At 69.0% G+C, this 16,003-nt stretch carries 17 protein-coding genes; 7 read left to right on the forward strand and 10 right to left on the reverse strand.

Annotation, left to right across the window (positions count from 1 at the left end):
* Positions 1 to 4: 4 nt before the first annotated feature.
* A complete protein-coding gene (locus AABN02_RS08785) occupies positions 5 to 2,098 on the forward strand; it encodes an EAL domain-containing protein (RefSeq protein ID WP_338414551.1) in 2,094 nt (697 codons plus the stop codon).
* On the opposite strand, the gene AABN02_RS08790 is transcribed toward AABN02_RS08785, so the two are convergent.
* Positions 2,084 to 2,740 (reverse strand): RNA pyrophosphohydrolase, encoded by a 657-nt coding sequence (locus AABN02_RS08790; protein WP_338414552.1) that lies wholly within the window; start codon positions 2,738 to 2,740, stop codon positions 2,084 to 2,086. The genes AABN02_RS08785 and AABN02_RS08790 overlap by 15 nt on opposite strands.
* A 123-nt stretch (positions 2,741 to 2,863) precedes the next feature.
* Here AABN02_RS08790 and AABN02_RS08795 point away from each other — a divergent pair, with 123 nt between their 5' ends.
* The 4 genes from AABN02_RS08795 (at position 2,864) to AABN02_RS08810 (ending at position 6,452) form a co-directional block, all read left to right on the forward strand.
* Positions 2,864 to 4,609: a proline--tRNA ligase gene (locus tag AABN02_RS08795; RefSeq protein WP_338414553.1), complete on the forward strand. Its 1,746-nt coding sequence runs from the start codon at positions 2,864 to 2,866 to the stop codon at positions 4,607 to 4,609.
* Positions 4,606 to 5,253: a lytic transglycosylase domain-containing protein gene (locus tag AABN02_RS08800; RefSeq protein ID WP_338414554.1), complete on the forward strand. Its 648-nt coding sequence runs from the start codon at positions 4,606 to 4,608 to the stop codon at positions 5,251 to 5,253. Before AABN02_RS08795 ends, AABN02_RS08800 begins: the two co-directional genes overlap by 4 nt.
* Before the next feature lie 27 nt (positions 5,254 to 5,280).
* The gene (locus AABN02_RS08805; RefSeq protein WP_338414555.1) at positions 5,281 to 5,643 is read left to right on the forward strand and encodes a hypothetical protein; all 363 of its coding nucleotides are present in this window, start codon (positions 5,281 to 5,283) and stop codon (positions 5,641 to 5,643) included.
* A 113-nt stretch (positions 5,644 to 5,756) separates the two neighbouring features.
* A complete protein-coding gene (locus tag AABN02_RS08810; RefSeq protein ID WP_338414556.1) occupies positions 5,757 to 6,452 on the forward strand; it encodes a Bax inhibitor-1/YccA family protein in 696 nt (231 codons plus the stop codon).
* 36 nt (positions 6,453 to 6,488) lie between these two features.
* Here AABN02_RS08810 and AABN02_RS08815 read toward each other — a convergent pair whose 3' ends face one another.
* The 6 genes from AABN02_RS08815 to hemA all read right to left on the reverse strand — a co-directional run bounded on the left by AABN02_RS08815 (position 6,489) and on the right by hemA (position 11,380).
* Positions 6,489 to 7,052, reverse strand: coding sequence for a UbiX family flavin prenyltransferase (locus tag AABN02_RS08815; protein WP_338414557.1), 564 nt, complete (start codon positions 7,050 to 7,052; stop codon positions 6,489 to 6,491).
* Between the two features lie 31 nt (positions 7,053 to 7,083).
* Entirely contained in the window at positions 7,084 to 7,407 is a 324-nt protein-coding gene (grxD, locus tag AABN02_RS08820; protein ID WP_338414558.1) for a Grx4 family monothiol glutaredoxin, read from the reverse strand.
* A 135-nt stretch (positions 7,408 to 7,542) separates the two neighbouring features.
* Complete coding sequence (locus tag AABN02_RS08825) at positions 7,543 to 8,049, reverse strand: hypothetical protein (RefSeq protein ID WP_338414559.1); 507 nt, start codon at positions 8,047 to 8,049, stop codon at positions 7,543 to 7,545.
* Positions 8,050 to 8,199: 150 nt separating this feature from the next.
* On the reverse strand, positions 8,200 to 9,021 hold the full coding sequence (gene prmC / locus AABN02_RS08830; protein WP_338414560.1) for a peptide chain release factor N(5)-glutamine methyltransferase: 822 nt from the start codon (positions 9,019 to 9,021) through the stop codon (positions 8,200 to 8,202).
* On the reverse strand, positions 9,018 to 10,100 hold the full coding sequence (gene prfA, locus AABN02_RS08835; protein WP_338414561.1) for a peptide chain release factor 1: 1,083 nt from the start codon (positions 10,098 to 10,100) through the stop codon (positions 9,018 to 9,020). The genes prmC and prfA overlap by 4 nt, the downstream gene beginning before the upstream one ends.
* On the reverse strand, positions 10,097 to 11,380 hold the full coding sequence (hemA, locus tag AABN02_RS08840; protein WP_338414562.1) for a glutamyl-tRNA reductase: 1,284 nt from the start codon (positions 11,378 to 11,380) through the stop codon (positions 10,097 to 10,099). Before hemA ends, prfA begins: the two co-directional genes overlap by 4 nt.
* A gap of 75 nt (positions 11,381 to 11,455) precedes the next feature.
* On the opposite strand from hemA, the gene AABN02_RS08845 reads away from it, so the two are divergent.
* A complete protein-coding gene (locus AABN02_RS08845; protein ID WP_338414563.1) occupies positions 11,456 to 11,752 on the forward strand; it encodes a hypothetical protein in 297 nt (98 codons plus the stop codon).
* On the opposite strand, the gene AABN02_RS08850 is transcribed toward AABN02_RS08845, so the two are convergent.
* Positions 11,741 to 12,694, reverse strand: a complete 954-nt coding sequence (locus AABN02_RS08850; RefSeq protein WP_338414564.1) for a LysR family transcriptional regulator — start codon at positions 12,692 to 12,694, stop codon at positions 11,741 to 11,743. The genes AABN02_RS08845 and AABN02_RS08850 overlap by 12 nt on opposite strands.
* Before the next feature lie 227 nt (positions 12,695 to 12,921).
* A complete protein-coding gene (locus AABN02_RS08855; protein ID WP_338414565.1) occupies positions 12,922 to 13,848 on the reverse strand; it encodes an MBL fold metallo-hydrolase in 927 nt (308 codons plus the stop codon).
* A gap of 240 nt (positions 13,849 to 14,088) precedes the next feature.
* On the opposite strand from AABN02_RS08855, the gene AABN02_RS08860 reads away from it, so the two are divergent.
* Entirely contained in the window at positions 14,089 to 14,478 is a 390-nt protein-coding gene (locus AABN02_RS08860) for a DUF2628 domain-containing protein (RefSeq protein WP_338414566.1), read from the forward strand.
* Here AABN02_RS08860 and miaB read toward each other — a convergent pair.
* On the reverse strand, positions 14,465 to 15,859 hold the full coding sequence (miaB, locus tag AABN02_RS08865) for a tRNA (N6-isopentenyl adenosine(37)-C2)-methylthiotransferase MiaB (RefSeq protein ID WP_338414567.1): 1,395 nt from the start codon (positions 15,857 to 15,859) through the stop codon (positions 14,465 to 14,467). The genes AABN02_RS08860 and miaB overlap by 14 nt on opposite strands.
* Positions 15,860 to 16,003: the final 144 nt, after the last annotated feature.

Consider the following 16,003-nt stretch of genomic DNA (forward strand, 5'->3'; position numbering starts at 1 on the left):
TTGCATGCTGTCTTCAGAGACCCTGGTTTCCCCGGCGTACGAACGCATCCACACCATCCTCGACAAGCTGCACTCCGGCTTGCTGGTGCAGGACCGCCACGGCGCCGTCGAGTTCGTCAACCAGGCGTTCTGCGACCTGTTCCAGCTGACCCGTTCGCCGGAGTCGCTGCGCGGCCTCTCGGCACAGCAGATGCTGCCGCTGGTGTGCGGGGCGTATGCCGATCCGCAAGCTGCTGCTGCGCGGCTGGTCGCCATCGTGCAAGCCGACCAGCCGGTGCATGGCGAGGAGGTGGCGATGCAGGGCGGCGCGGTCATGGTGCGCGACTTCATCCCGATCCACGTGGCCGGACAGGCGATGGGCCACATCTGGGTCCACCGCGATGTCACGCAGCACCGGCAGGCCGAGGTGCAGATGCGGCTGGCCGCCCGGCTGTTCGATCGCACGGGCGAGAGCGTGGTGATCACGGACGCCGACCATGTGATCCAGGTGGTGAATGCCGCCTTCGAGCGGGACACCGGCTATGCGGGCCGCGAGGTCGTCGGCCAGCGCACGAAGCTGCTGGCGTCCGGGCAGCACGGGGCGCCGTTCTACGAGGAGATGCACCGCTCTCTGGACAGCCGCGGCTGGTGGCAGGGCGAGATCTGGAACCGCCACCGCGACGGCCAGATGCACCTGGCCTTCCTGTCGATCAATGCCGTGCCGGACGAGCAGGGCGCCGTGCAGCACTACATCGGCGTCTACAGCGATCCGGGCCGCTACGAGGCCTCGCAGCGCCGCATCGAATACCTCGCGACCCACGACGACCTGACCGGCCTGCCCAACCGTTTCCTGTTCAATGACCGGGTCCGCCAGGCCATCGGACGCGCCAGCGAGCGCGGCGAGCAGCTGGCCGTGATGTTCATCGACCTTGACGAGTTCAAGCTCATCAACGACACGCTCGGGCATGCCGTGGGCGACGAGTTGCTGCAGGTGATCGCGCAGCGCCTGCGTGACAGCCTGCGCGGCTGCGACACGGTGGCGCGGCTGGGGGGCGACGAGTTCGCCGTGCTGATCGAGCACACCAGCCTGCCCGAAGCCGAGGCGATGGCGCGGCGGGTGGTCGACCTGCTCGGTGCGCCGCTGGCCATGTCGGACCGGGTGCTCTACGTCGGGGCCAGTCTGGGCGTCGGCATGTTCCCGGCCAATGGGCAGGACAGCGCGGCGCTGCTGCAGGTGGCCGATGTGGCGATGTACGCCGCCAAGGCCAAGGGCAAGCGCACCTACCACTTCTACACGAGCGAGCTGCAGCTGAAGATGGACCAGCAGCTGCAGCTGGAGATGGGCCTGCGCTGGGCCATCGAGCGCGACGAGCTGCGCCTGCTCTACCAGCCGCAGGTCCATCTGGTGACGGGCGAGGTGGTCGGGATCGAGCCGCTGGTGCGCTGGCAGCGCCCGGGGGGCGCGTGGCTGATGCCGGCGGCCTTCATCCCGGTGGCCGAGCGCAATGGCCTGATCGACGGCATCGGCCTGTGGGTGGCGCGCGAGGCCTGTCGCCAGGCGGTGGCGTGGCAGGCGGCGGGCTACCGGGTGCCGCGCATGTCGATCAATGTCTCGGCGGCCCAGTTCCGGCATCCGGGACTGGCCGGATTGATGGCCCGGCTGCTGGCCGAACACGGACTGGACCCATCCTGCTTTGTCATCGAGCTGACCGAAAGCGCGCTGATGGCCGATCCGGAGAGCGCCCACCAGCAGCTGCGCCAGATCAAGCAGGCGGGCCTGCGGGTGTCGATCGACGACTTCGGCACGGGGCACTCCTCGCTGTCCTGCCTGCGGCGCTACCCGCTGGACGAGCTGAAGATCGACCGCAGCTTCATCGCCGATCTCGAACATTCGACGCGGGACCAGGAAGTGCTGCGCTCGATCCTGAATCTGTCGCGGGCGCTGGACCTCGACATCGTGGTCGAGGGGGTCGAGACGCGGGGGCAGTTGGCGCTGCTGCGCGAGCTGGATTGCCAGGTGGCGCAGGGTTTCCTGTTCAGCCGGCCGGTGAGCGCGGAAGCCGCTGTGCGCTGGCTGCCCCGCGCACCGGCTGAACGGGAGCGCTCAGACGCTGCCTGAGAGCTTGGCGACGAGCAGGTCCTGCTCGTTGCGGGGCGGCTCGGCGGCATCGGCGCCGCGGGGTTCATGGGCGAGGGGGTGCACCTCGAACCCGTCCTCGCTGCCTTCGCAGCCGTCACGCCGAGCCCGCATGCCGCCGCGCAGGAAGCGGTTGACGTGGCCGCTGGGCCTCGGCGGCAGGAAGCGCGCGAGTTCCGTGAGCGCCATCTGGTAGACGTCGCGCTTGAACTCGATCACCACCTCCAGCGGCACCCAGTAGTCGTGCCAGCGCCAGGCGTCGAACTCCGGGTGCGTGGAGGCGCGCAGGTTCATGTCGCTGTCGCGTCCGGTCAGTTGCAGCAGGAACCAGATCTGTTTCTGTCCTCGGTAGTGGCCGCGCGCGTCGCGGCGGATGAAATGCTCCGGTACCTCGTACCGCAGCCAGTCACGTGTGCGCGCGAGAATGCGCACATGCTCAGGAAACAACCCCACCTCTTCGTGGAGTTCTCGGAACATCGCCTGCTCTGGCGATTCACCATACTTGATGCCACCTTGCGGGAACTGCCAGGAGTGGGTGCGGATGCGTTTGCCCCAGAACACCTGGTTCCGCTGGTTGAGCAGGACGATGCCGACGTTGGGCCGGAAGCCTTCACGGTCAAGCATAATCAGACCCCAATTTTCACGTTGGATTCATTATTGCACTGGGCTTGGTGATCGCAACCCCGCGTATCACCCGACAAGAACAGTGATATCTCCCCAGTCTGTCCCGAGCCTGCTGCCTGCCCCATGAAAGCCTCCCAGTTCTTCATCGCCACCCAGAAAGAAGCCCCCGCCGACGCCGAGGTGGTCAGCCACAAGCTCATGATGCGAGCCGGCATGATCAAGCGGCTAGGTGCAGGCATTTACAACTACATGCCCATGGGCCTGCGCGTGATCCGCAAGGTCGAGGCCATCATCCGCGAGGAGATGGGCCGCTCGGGTGCCGTGGAGATGCTGATGCCGGTGGTGCAGCCGGCCGAGCTGTGGCAGGAGACGGGCCGCTTCGACAAGATGGGCCCGGAGCTGATGCGCGTGAAGGACCGGCACGGCCGCGACTTCATCATCCAGCCGACCAGCGAGGAGGTCGTCACCGACGTCGCCCGCCAGGAGCTGCGCAGCTACAAGCAGCTGCCGAAAAATTTCTACCACATCCAGACCAAGTTCCGCGACGAGCGCCGGCCCCGCTTCGGCATCATGCGCGGGCGCGAGTTCACGATGAAGGACGCGTACTCCTTCGACCGCAACCCGGCCGCGGCAGCGAAGAGTTACGAGACGATGTTCGCTGCCTACAAGCGCATCTTCGACCGCTTCGGGCTGCAGTACCGCGCCGTGGCCGCCGACACCGGCGCCATCGGGGGCGACCTCTCGCACGAGTTCCAGGTCATCGCCGACACCGGGGAAGACGCGATCGTCTACTGCCCGACCAGCGACTACGCGGCCAACATCGAGCTGGCCGAAGCTGTGGCGCTGACGCCGGAACGGGCTGCGGCGACGCAGGCACTGGCCAAGACGCCGACGCCGGGCAAAAGCACCTGCGCCGACGTGGCCGTGCTGCTGGACCTGCCGCTGGCGCAGACGGTGAAGTCGCTGGTCATGGCCACCGACGAGGTCAACGACAAGGGCGACATCGTCAAGTCCACCGTCTGGCTGTTGCTGGTGCGCGGCGACCACGACATGAACGAGGTCAAGGTCGGCAAGGTCGAGGGTCTGAAGGCGGGTTTCCGCTTCGCCACGCTGGCCGAGATCGAGGACCATTTCGGCTGCAAGCCCGGCTACCTCGGTCCGATCGGCCTGAAGAAGCCGGTCAAGGTCATCGCCGACCGCACGGTGGCGAACATGGCCGACTTCGTCTGCGGCGCCAACGAGCCCGACTTCCACCTGACCGGCGTGAACTGGGGCCGCGACCTGCCCGAGCCGGACCTCGTCGCCGACATCCGCAACGTCGTCGCGGGCGATCCCTCGCCGGACGGGCAGGGCGTGCTGGCGATCCAGCGCGGCATCGAGGTCGGCCATGTGTTCTACCTCGGCACCAAGTATTCCAAGGCGATGAACGCGACCTTCCTCGACGAGACCGGCAAGCCGGCGCACTTCGAGATGGGCTGCTACGGCATCGGCGTGACGCGCATCCTGGGCGCGGCCATCGAGCAGTCGCACGACGCCCGCGGCATCGTCTGGCCGGACGCGATCGCCCCATTCACGGTGGCGATCTGCCCGATCGGCTATGACCGTTCTGCGGAGGTGAAGGCTGCCGCTGACGCGCTGCACGACGAGTTGCAGGCGGCAGGGATCGACGTGATGCTCGACGACCGCGGCGAGCGACCCGGCGCGATGTTCGCCGACTGGGAGCTGATCGGTGTGCCGCACCGCGTGGTCCTCTCCGACCGTGGGCTGAAGGAAGGCCAGCTCGAATACCAGGGTCGCCGCGACGAGGCAGCCACCAAGGTGCCCGCCACCGACGTGGCCGCCTTCGTGAAAGCCCGCTTGCAGGCATGAACCCGCGCCGCCGCACGCTGCTCGCCTGGGCAGGGAGTGTCGGCCTGACGGGCTGGACGCCTCCGGCGCATGCGGGCGGTCAGGCGGAAGAGCCGCTGGCCGACTCGGTGCGCACCGCGCTGGCCTCGGCGGTGGCCGGCGATGGCGCGCCGCCGCGGCTCGACTTCCCGACGATGGAGGCCCGGCTCGCGCACCTGCGCTGGCTCGGCGCGATGAGTCCGCGGCTGGTCAAGCGCAAGCCGGATCTGGACGTGCGGCGCGAGTTCCTGGAGACCGTCTGGTACGAGAGCCGCCGCGCCGGGCTGGACACCGCACTGGTGCTCGGGCTGATCGAGGTGGAAAGCGGTTTCCGCAAGTACGCGATCTCCAGCGTCGGCGCGCGCAGCTACATGCAGGTGATGCCGTTCTGGGCGCGCCTGATCGGCGATGGGGACGTGAGCCGGCTGTTCCACCTGCAGACCAATCTGCGCTTCGGCTGCGTCATCCTGCGCCACTACCTCGACCGCGAGAAGGGCGATCTGTTCCTGGGGCTGGGGCGCTACAACGGCAGCCGCGGGCAGGCGCCGTACCCGAACATGGTGATGGCGGCGCGGCGGCGCTGGGAGTACAACGAGCCCCCGCTGGCCACCGCCTCTGCACGCTAAGGGGCACTCCGCTACACTCGACCCGCCATGTCCCGCCGACTGCTGTTCACCCTGTTTGCTGCGCTGCTGCTGCTCTGTGCCGGTCTGTCCGGCACGGCACGGGCGGCCGTGGCGGCGGTGAATCTGGTGGAGCGGGCCGCGGTCACCGCCGTCGAGACCGACAACTGTTGCGCACAACACCCCTCCGGCGCGCACAGCCCGGCCGCACCGCAGCCCATGGTGGACGCCGACGGCACGGTCGAACTGGCCGACGTGCCGCTGCTGCCGGTCAGCACGCCCTCGCTGGCGGTCTTTCTGGGTGCTCACCTGCCGCCGCGACCCGTGCTGCACGCAGGCCACCCCACGCCCTGTCTCGACGGATTGCTCCGCCCGCCATCCCGGCGCGCCTGACGGTCTCCCGCACCCGGGTCACCGGGCTGCGGTCCTTTCGCATTCCCCCGTTTTGTTCGTCGAGCCTGCCGTTCTGGCGCTCGATCCCTCTGGCCTTCCAAGGAGTTCCTGCCATGTCCGATCTATTCCAGACCCGCGGCTTCGGCGCCGTGGCGATGCCCAGCGTCGCCGAGCGCAACCGCGTCCTGCGCAACACCTACTGGCTGCTCGCGCTGTCGATGATCCCCACCGTGCTCGGCGCCTGGATCGGCGTCAGCACCGGTCTGGCCCGCATGATGTCGCCGATGGTCGGCCTCATCGTGTTCATGGCCGGCGCGTTCGGTTTCATGTACCTCATCGAGAAGAACAAGAACTCGGCCGCGGGCGTGCCGCTGCTGCTGGCCTTCACGTTCTTCATGGGGCTGATGCTGTCGCGTCTGGTCGGCTCGGTGCTGGGTCTGGCCAACGGTGCCAGCCTGATCATGATGGCCTTCGCCGGCACGGGCACGATCTTCCTGGGCATGGCGACGCTGTCCTCGGTCATCAAGCGCGACCTCGGCTCGATGGGCAAGTTCCTGTTCATCGGCATGGTCATGCTGCTGGTGGCGGGCATTGCCAACGTCTTCCTGCAGTCGAGCGCGCTGATGATCACGCTGTCGGTGCTGGCGATCGGCATCTTCTCGGCCTTCATCCTGTACGACCTGAAGCGCGTGCAGGACGGCGAGGAGACCAACTACATCACCGCGACGCTGAGCGTCTACCTGAGCCTCTACAACGTGTTCCAGTCGCTGCTGTCGCTGCTGGGCATCTTCGGCGGCCGCGACGAGTGACGCCACCCACAGCCTGACCGCCGTGGGGCGGAAGGCTCAGAGCCCGTCCCAGGCCTTGGGGCGGGCCCGCTGCACGCCGCTGAGCTGCAGCACCCGCTCGACCGTCTCGTCGACCAGCTCGGCAATGGTCTGCGGCCGGTGGTAGAAGGCCGGCAGCGGCGGGAAGATGATGCCGCCCATCTCGGTCACCGCTGTCATGTTGCGCAGGTGCGCCAGGTTGAACGGCGTCTCGCGCACCATCAGGATCAGGCGGCGCCGCTCCTTGAGCGTCACGTCGGCGGCGCGGGTGAGCAGGTTGTCGCCGAAGCCATGCGCGATGGCGGCCAGCGTCTTCATCGTGCAGGGCGCCACCACCATCGCGGCGGTGTCGAAACTGCCGCTGGCGATGCACGCGCCGATCTCGCCGGGGGCGTGGGCGCGGGTGGCCAGTGCTTCGAGCTGGCGGCGGTCGAGGCCGCATTCGTGGTGGACGTTGAGCACGCCGGACGGCGTCACCACCAGATGCGTCTCGACTCCAAGATCGCGGGCGCGCTCCAGCAGCCGCACGCCATACGCCGCGCCCGAGGCGCCGGTGATGCCGACGACGAGGCGCTGGGGCACCTCAGGCACAGGGGCTGTCAAGGGCAAGCGCTCAGGCCGCCGGCTTGACGGACTGCACCAGCTCCTGCAGCTCGCCCGCTTCGTACATCTCCATCATGATGTCCGAGCCACCGACGAACTGGCCGCCGATGTAGAGCTGCGGGATGGTGGGCCAGTTGGCGTAGTCCTTGATGCCCTGGCGGATTTCCGGGTCTTCCAGCACGTTGACCGTGGTGAGCGGACCGACGCCGCAGGCCTTGAGGATCTGGATCGCACGGCCGGAGAAGCCGCACTGCGGGAACTGGGCCGTGCCCTTCATGAACAGGACGACGGGGTTGCCCTTGACGAGTTGGTCGATGCGTTGCTGTGTGGACATGGTGCAGAAGGGGGAGAGGGAGGATCGGTTGGTGGAATGCAGGAACAACCCCGATTTATACGGCAAAGCGCGTGCCCGGGCCGCGGTCAGGGCACTTGCCGCCATCAGACCCACTGAAATCGCCAGCCGATGGCCTCAGAACGCGTACGACACGCCCAGCTGCAGCACCGGCGTCAGGCGCAATTCGCGGATCAGCTCGCCGACGCCGGCCGGGCTTTCCAGCGCGTGCCCCAGCGTCAGATCGCTGCCATGCGCCTGCACACCGATGTCGGCCGACAGCCCCCAGCCACCCCAGCGGTTGGCGCTGACGCCGCCGGTGCTGTAGCCGAGGCCGACGTAGGGCGTGGCGCGCTGTCGGGTGGTTCCGAGCCGGACATCGTGGTTGCCGGTCACGCCGGCTTGCAGACCCCCGGTGGCCCGCAGGCCCAGGCTGGGCGCGAAGTAGTAGTCGCCGACCAGCTGCCAGCGCAGAGGGCTGGCGAAACTCCGGATCGACCCTGCAGGCAGGCGCAGGCCTTGTTGTTGCCCCACAAGGTCCTCGATGCTGGTCGGTCCCGCTGCCGCTGCCAAGGCTGTGCCTGCGGCGGCCATGCTGCAGAGCGCCAGCAGGGCAAGAGACAGGGTGTGTGCGGTGCGGTCCATGGTGTCCTCCAGTCGGCGCGGGCTTGTTGAATCGCCGTTGAAGTCCATGCTACGCCCGTCTCTCCGCGTGTGTTTGCGACCTTGGGACAGGTCCTGCTGCCGGGTGTCCGCTGGCGCGGAATGGCGGGAGGATTTGTGCTTTTCAGTGGCTCACGCAGTGGGCCGCATGGCGCCGGTACAACGCCAGTGGCCGGCGAGGTCGTCGCGCCGGTCCGTGGCGCGCCAGCCGGCCTGGGTCAGCAGCGCGGCCACGGCCGGACCCTGGTCGTGGCCATGTTCCAGCAGCAGCCAGCCGTCGGGCTGCAGGTGGGCGGGGGCGTCGGCGATGAGCTGCCGGATCGCGTCCAGCCCGTCGGCGCCCGAGGTCAGCGCCAGCGTCGGTTCGTGGCGCAGCGCGGGCAGGTGCGCGTCGCCCTCGGCGATGTAGGGCGGGTTGCTGACGACGAGGTCAAAGCGTTCACCTTCGACCGGCGCGAACCACGCCCCCAGCCGCCAGCGCACCGGCAGCCCGAGCCGCTCGCCATTGGCCTGCGCGACGGCCAGCGCGGCGGGGCTGAGGTCGACGGCGCTGACCACGGCGTCCGGCTGCCGGTGCCGGATCGCCAGCGCGATGGCGCCGCTGCCCGTGCCCAGATCGACTACCGCCGCGCCAGGCGGCCGCGTCGCGATCAGCGCCAGCGCCCAGTCCACCAGCGTTTCGGTGTCCGGCCGCGGGTCGAGCACGTCGGGGGTGACATGCAGCAGCAGGCCGTGGAACTCGTGCTGCCCGGTCAGGTAGGCCACGGGCACGCCCTCGGCGCGGCGGGCGAGCCAGTCCTGCCAGCGGGCCTGCTGCGTGGCGTCGAGCGGCGCATCGTCGTGGGTGAGCAGCCAGGTGCGCGAGCGGTCGAGCAGCGCGCCGAGCAGCACGTTCGCGTCGCTGCGCGGCAGGCCGTGCGTGCGGGCGAGCGCCAGCGCCTCGGCAACCTTCATCCCTGCGCTTCCATCTCGGCCAGCAGTTCCGCGGCGCGGGCGGCCTTGAGCGCGGCGATCACATCGTCCAGCTCACCCTCCATCACCGCGCCGAGCTTGTAGAGCGTCAGGTTGATGCGGTGGTCGGTCAGGCGGCCTTGGGGGAAGTTGTAGGTGCGGATGCGGTCGCTGCGGTCGCCGGAGCCGATCAGGCCCTTGCGGGTGGCGGCGTCCTTGGCCTGACGCTCCAGCCGGTCCTTGTCGCGCAGGCGGGCGCCGAGCACGGCCAGCGCCTTGGCCTTGTTGCGGTGCTGGCTGCGGTCGTCCTGGCACTCGGCGACGAGGCCGGTGGGGATGTGCGTCACGCGCACCGCCGAGTCGGTCTTGTTGATGTGCTGCCCGCCGGCGCCGCTGGCGCGGTAGGTGTCGATGCGCAGATCGGCCGGGTTCAGCGTCACTTCCTCGGCCTCGTCCGGCTCGGGCAGCACCGCCACCGTGCAGGCGCTGGTGTGGATGCGGCCCTGCGTCTCGGTGGCGGGTACGCGCTGCACGCGGTGACCGCCGGACTCGAACTTCAGCGCCTCGTAGACCGCGTCGCCCTCGATGCGCACGACGACTTCCTTGTAGCCGCCCAGGTCCGAGTCGCTGGCGGACATGATCTCGGTCTTCCACCCCTGCCGCTCGGCGTGGCGCAGGTACATGCGCAGCAGGTCGCCCGCGAACAGCGCGGATTCGTCGCCGCCGGTGCCCGCGCGGATTTCCAGGAAGGCGTTGCGGTCGTCGTCGGCGTCGCGGGGGAGCAGGGCGGTCTGCAGCTCGGCGTCGATGGTGGCGATGTCGGTCTCGGCGGCGGCGATCTCGTCGCTCGCCATGTCGGCCATCTCGGGGTCGTCGAGCATCTGCCGGGCGTCGGACAGGTCGCGTTCGCGCTGCTGCAGCCGCGTCCAGCGCTCGGTCAGCCCCGAGACGCGGGCGTGTTCGCGGTTCAGCGCACGCAGGCGGTTGATGTCGGAGACGACCTGCGGATCGGCCAGCGCGGCGTCGATTTCGGAGAGGCGGACGAGCTGGCGGTCGAGTTGCAGGCGCAGGAACGGGGTCATCGGGGGGCGTTGTCGCCGCGCAGGAAGAGCCGCGTCACCGCCTCGATCATCCGCGCGCGCTGCTGGGGGTCGGCGTTGTGCAGCTCGGCGAGGGCGCCGTGCAGCATCTTCTGGGTCAGGCTGCGCGCCAGCGCTTCGAGCGCGTCGTCGGGGGACGCGCCCTTGGCGAGCAGCTTGCGGGCGCGCGCCACTTCGATCTGGCGCCAGTGTTCGGCCTGGGCGTTGACGGCCTGGATCAGCGGCACGGTGGCACGCTGGTCGAGCCAGTGGACGAAGTTCTGCACGCCGGATTCGATGATCGCCTCGGCCTGCGCGACAGCCGCCTGGCGCTTTTCACCCGCGGTCTGCACCACGGCGGACAGGTCGTCGACGGTGTAGAGGTAGACGTCGTCGAGCTGCGCCACCTCGGGCTCGATGTCGCGCGGCACCGCCAGATCGACCATGAAGATCGGGCGGCGGCGGCGGGCCTTCAGCGCGCGCTCCACGGCACCCAGCCCGATCAGCGGCAGCGTGCTGGCGGTGCAGGAGATGACGGCGTCGAACTCGTGCAGCCGCGCCGGCAGGTCCGACAGGCGCATCACCTCGGCGCCGAACTGGCTGGCCAGCTTCTCGCCGCGCTCCAGCGTGCGGTTGGCGATGGTGATGTGCCTGGGGGCCTTGGCGGCGAAGTGGGTCGCGGCGAGTTCGATCATCTCGCCCGCGCCGACGAAGAGGATGCGGATCTTGCTCAGGTCCTCGAACAACTGGCCCGCCAGCCGGACGGCGGCGGCGGCCATGCTGATCGAGTGCGCGCCGATCTCGGTGGAGGTGCGCACTTCCTTGGCGACCGAGAAGGAGCGCTGGAAGAGCTGGTGCAGCGTCGTGCCGAGCGTGCCTGCGGTGTCGGCCTCGCGCACGGCCTGCTTCATCTGGCCGAGGATCTGCGCTTCGCCGAGCACCATCGAGTCCAGCCCCGAGGCGACACGGAATGCGTGGCGCGCGGCTTCCTGGCGCTCCAGCACATGGGTGTGGCGCAACAGTTCGTCGGCCGAAACCTTGCCGTGGGCGGCCAGCCATTCGAGCGTGGGGCGTACCAGCGCGCGGCTGTCGCCGGGGCCGGCGGCGATGTACAGCTCGGTGCGGTTGCAGGTGGACAGCAGCGCGGCTTCCGGCGCGCCGCGGTGCAGGCCGTCGCGCAATCCATGCAGGGCGGCCGGAATCTGCTCCAGCGTGAACGCAAAACGACCGCGCAGGTCGACCGGCGCGGTGTGGTGGTTCAAGCTGAGGGCAAAGACGCTCATGGCGCGATTGTAAGATTCCGCGCCTTCGTCCACACAGCCCGCTTTTTCCACTTCCACAGCCTTCAACGGGAATCCATGGGTCCGCTCGACGCAATCTGGCATTTGTTCAACTTCCTGCTCGCACCGATCGGCCTCGCGCTGATCGCGGCGTCGCTGTGCAAGCTGGCATGGTGGCGTCCTTTGCGTGCCGTGCGCTGGACCCGTCTGGCGCTGCCGGCGGCCGGTGTCGCAGTCTTGATCCAGATCATCTTCCTCGTGTGGCTCGGACGCGACGGACGGATGCTCACCTACGGCGCCCAGGTCGTGGGCACCGCGCTGGCGCTGTGGTGGACGGCGTTCGGGCCACGCCGCCGGGGCGCTTCAGCCGGCTGAGGTCACCCCGCTGCAGCGCGGGTGGGCCTGCCAGGGGTCGCGGTCCTCGCCGCCGAAGGTGCGCAGCAGGAAGTCCCAGAAGGCTCGCGTGCGCGCCGGCACATGCTTGCGGGTGGGCATCGTCAGCCAGAGTCCGAAGCTCATCGCGTGCCAGCCGGGCAGCACGCGCTCCAGCGCGCCCTCCTGCAAGGCATCCTCCACCACCAGCGACATCAGCCCGGCGATGCCCAGCCCGGCCAGCGCCGAGGCGTAGAGCGTGTCCGTGTGGGCTGTCGTCAGCAGCGGCCGGCGTGGCGGGCTCACGCGGACGGCCGTGCGGCCATCCTCGTGCACGAAAGTGACGTCGCGTTGCACCATGGACGTGGGCGGCAGCAGCAGGTGGTGCTGCTCCAGCGCCTGGGGCGTGTCGGGTCGGCCGGCGCGCTCGAGGTAGCCCGGGGCGGCGCACAGGATGACCTCGCTGCGCGCGAGTCGGCGGGCGATGAAGTCGCCTTCCGGGGCGTCGCGCAGTGCCATCACGGTGATGTCGTGGCGGTCGTCCGGGCCACTGAACTCGATGGTGGAGGTGAGCGAGAGCGTGACCTGCGGGTACTCGGCGTGGAAGGCGGGCAGGTGCTTGGCGAGCTGGTGCACTGCGAAGGCCGAGGGCACCATCACCCGCAGGTGCCCCTGTGGGGACTCCGAGACCGACTGCACCTGCGCCTCGGCCTCGTCGAGATCGGCCAGGATGTGCCGCACCCGCTCCAGGTAGCGCTCGCCGGCCACGCTGAGCGCCAGGCTGCGGGTGGTGCGTTGGATGAGGCGTGCACCGAGGTGTTCTTCGAGTTCCGCGATCAGCCGGGTGACGACCGCGGGGGCCAGATCGAGGGCACGGGCGGCGCCCGCGAAACTCCCCTCGTCGATGACGCGGGCGAAGACCCGCATCGCGCGCAATTGATCCATGGATCCTCCCTGTACTGCATGAGCTGCCTGCGTTCGCGGAAGCGGCAGGTCTTCGAGACGTCGAGAGCTTGTGGGCGCTCTTCCATGACGCTGTATTTCAACAGAAGTACGCCGAGATGTCGGGGTTTGAGCCGCACGATGGCAACAGTTACCGTTTTCGAGCCCTTGCAAGTGAAAAAGCTGGAAACGCGAGGCCTCCGGGCCGGCTGAATCGGCCAGCTGCCCGGTCAGGCGACGTCGCGGACGATGCCCTCCTCGATCCGCAGCGCGCCCAGCGCCACCAGCTCGGCCAGCAGCAATTCGCCGCTGGCACGCCGCGATCCCGTGAATCCGGCCCGTTCGAGGGTCGTGACGACCAGCGGGGTGTGCTCTACCCAGTCCAGCAGGTCCTCCAGCGCCTGCCAGCCCACTTCCATCAGGTGGTACTTCAGCAGCACCTTGGCGGCGTGCCGGGCGTGCATGGCCGGATTGGCGACAAATTTCGCCAGTCGCAGCCGCGCACGCTGCAGCGCCGGACCCACGTCGGTGAAGGCGCCGCCGTGGCCGGGGATGACCAGGCGGACATCCAGCTGCCCGATCAGGTCGAGCACGGCCGCCACCTCGTCGAAGGCGTCGATGCCGTCCAGTTCGGGGAAGACCACGCCGAAGCCGTTGTGCCAGAGCGCGTCCGCGGAGACGAGCACCCCGGCCTCCGCGTCGAACAGCATGATCGAGGCCGGGTCGTGGCCCGGCGCGGCCAGCACGTCCCAGCACCGCCGACCCACCCGCAGCACCTCGCCTGGTCGCAGCACCCCGTCGTGCCGGAAGCGGTCGCAGCGCTGTCCGGTGATGCGGTAGGTGAGGTCGTCCAGATCCCAGCGGGTGACGGCGTCGGCTTGGCCTGGCGGAATCCAGAGGCTCGCCCCATGGGCCGCCTGCAGCGCCGCGTTGCCGCCGCAGTGGTCGGAGTGCAGGTGGGTGTTGACGATGCGGGCGAGCGGCTCGTCGCCCAGCGCGTGTGCCACCAGGGCCACGGTCTGCGCGGCGTGCACGCTGTGGCCGGTGTCGACGACGGTGGCCCCTTCGCCTGGGGCGCCGTGCAGCACGATGTTGTTGGCGGAGAGCCAGCCGCGCTCCAGCAGGGTCAGGCCATCAGGGAGGGGTGCGGTCGTCATGCTGGCGTTTCGTCAAGTGGGCTGGAGTCGTGATTTTCCCCATGAAGTGGCCAGGGCGCTGTCACCTGCGATCTGATGGCGACGAGGCGGACAGACCGCGAACAAAGTCTCGGATTCCAGCGGTCCGACCTACCCGATTGAGGGGTGTCACGGACAGGGGCCGTGGCTAACATGGAACGTTTGACGAGCCGTCTCCCCATCGAACGGCCGATCGATCATCCACCAGGGCAGGAGCGGCACGTGCGGCAATTCAAGGTGTACAGGCATCCCTCGGGCGAACTCGAGAGCATCCGGCCGGGCTGGTCCTGGCCGGCCTTCTTCCAGGGCTGTGTCTGGGCGTTTGCCCGCAAGCTGTGGTGGCAGGGTGCCGGGGAGGTGATCGGCCTGCTGCTGCTCTACGTGCTGACCGAGGCCGCCGGACTGGTGGTGCGCTCAGCGGTCCTGGGTCTGGCCGTGGTCGCCAGCCATCTGGTGTTCGGCCTGCGCGCCCATGCCTGGCAGGCGCAGCACCTGCTGAGCCGGGGCTACAAGCACGCCGACACGGTGACGGCCAACGACCGCAGCGGCGCGCTGGCGCTCTCGACCCGGTACCGCGGCTGGCGGTCGCCGGGTTCCCTCAGCCGGCAGTGAGCACCTCGCCGCGCAGCGAGTGCGGCATGGCGCTGACGATGTTCACGTCCAGCATCTGACCCACCAGCCGCGCCGGGTTCGGCCCGCCGGGGAAGTTGACGATGCGGTTGCACTCGGTGCGGCCCATCAGCTCGGTCGGGTCCTTGCGGCTCGGGCCTTCCACCAGGATGCGCTGCACGGTGCCGACGCGGCTGGCGCTGATGCGGCGCACGTTCTCCTCGATCGTCGCCTGCAGGTGCTGCAGGCGCTTGAGCTTCACGTCGGCCGGCGTGTCGTCGTGCAGCGCAGCGGCCGGCGTGCCGGGGCGCGGGCTGAAGATGAAGCTGAAGCTCGAATCGAAGCCGATGTCCTCGATCAGCTTCATCGTGCGGGCGTGGTCGTCGTCGGTCTCGCCGGGGAAGCCGACGATGAAGTCGGTGGAGATGCTGATGTCCGGGCGCACCGCGCGGATCTTGCGGATCGTGCTCTTGTATTCCAGCACGGTGTAGCCGCGCTTCATGCCCGACAGGATGCGGTCGCTGCCGTGCTGCACGGGCAGGTGCAGGTGGTTCACGAGCTGCGGCACCTTGGCATAGACGTCGACCAGGCGCTGCGTGAACTCGTTCGGGTGGCTGGTGGTGTAGCGGATGCGCTGGATGCCGGGGATCTCGGCGACGTACTCGATGAGCATCGCGAAGTCGGCGATCTCGGCCGTGCCGCCCATTTTGCCGCGGTAGGCGTTGACGTTCTGGCCGAGCAGCGTCACTTCCTTGACCCCTTGGTCGGCGAGCCCGGCCACCTCGGTCAGCACCTCCTCGAACGGCCGGCTGAACTCCTCGCCGCGCGTGTAGGGCACGACGCAGTACGAGCAGTACTTCGAGCAGCCTTCCATGATCGAGACAAACGCCGAGGCGCCATCCACGCGAGCCGGCGGCAGGTGGTCGAACTTCTCGATCTCGGGGAAGCTGATGTCCACCTGCTGGCGGCCCAGCCTCTTGCGCTGTTCCAGCAGCTGCGGCAGGCGGTGCAGCGTCTGCGGGCCGAACACCACGTCCACATAGGGCGCGCGCTCGATGATGGCCGCGCCTTCCTGGCTCGCCACGCAGCCCCCCACGCCGATCATCACGCCCTTGGCCTTCAGGTGGCGCACGCGGCCGAGGTCGCTGAACACCTTCTCCTGCGCCTTCTCGCGCACCGAGCAGGTGTTGAACAGGATCAGGTCGGCCTCTTCGGGGTCGTTGGTCGGGGTGTAGCCCTCGGCGGCGTGCATCACGTCGGACATCTTGTCCGAGTCGTACTCGTTCATCTGGCAGCCGAAGGTGCGGATGTAGACCTTCTTGCCGGCGGGCACGGGCGCCTTGTCGGGCGTGGCGGTGGTCGGGAGATCGGTATCGGTGGACATGGCAGTCGTCGCAGTCAGGGCAGGGGGTTCGGGGAAATCCGCCGGAATCTGCCTGTGCACGAACGCCTGTGCCTGCCTCGGCTGGAGCGGGCAGGAACGTCTCGCCATCGGGCGAAGAGGAGGCGCAGCGCTGCGTGGTGTAGA

Origin of the sequence: uncultured Sphaerotilus sp., assembly GCF_963924895.1 — a bacterium.
In the GTDB taxonomy this organism is placed as follows: Bacteria; Pseudomonadota; Gammaproteobacteria; order Burkholderiales; family Burkholderiaceae_C; genus Sphaerotilus.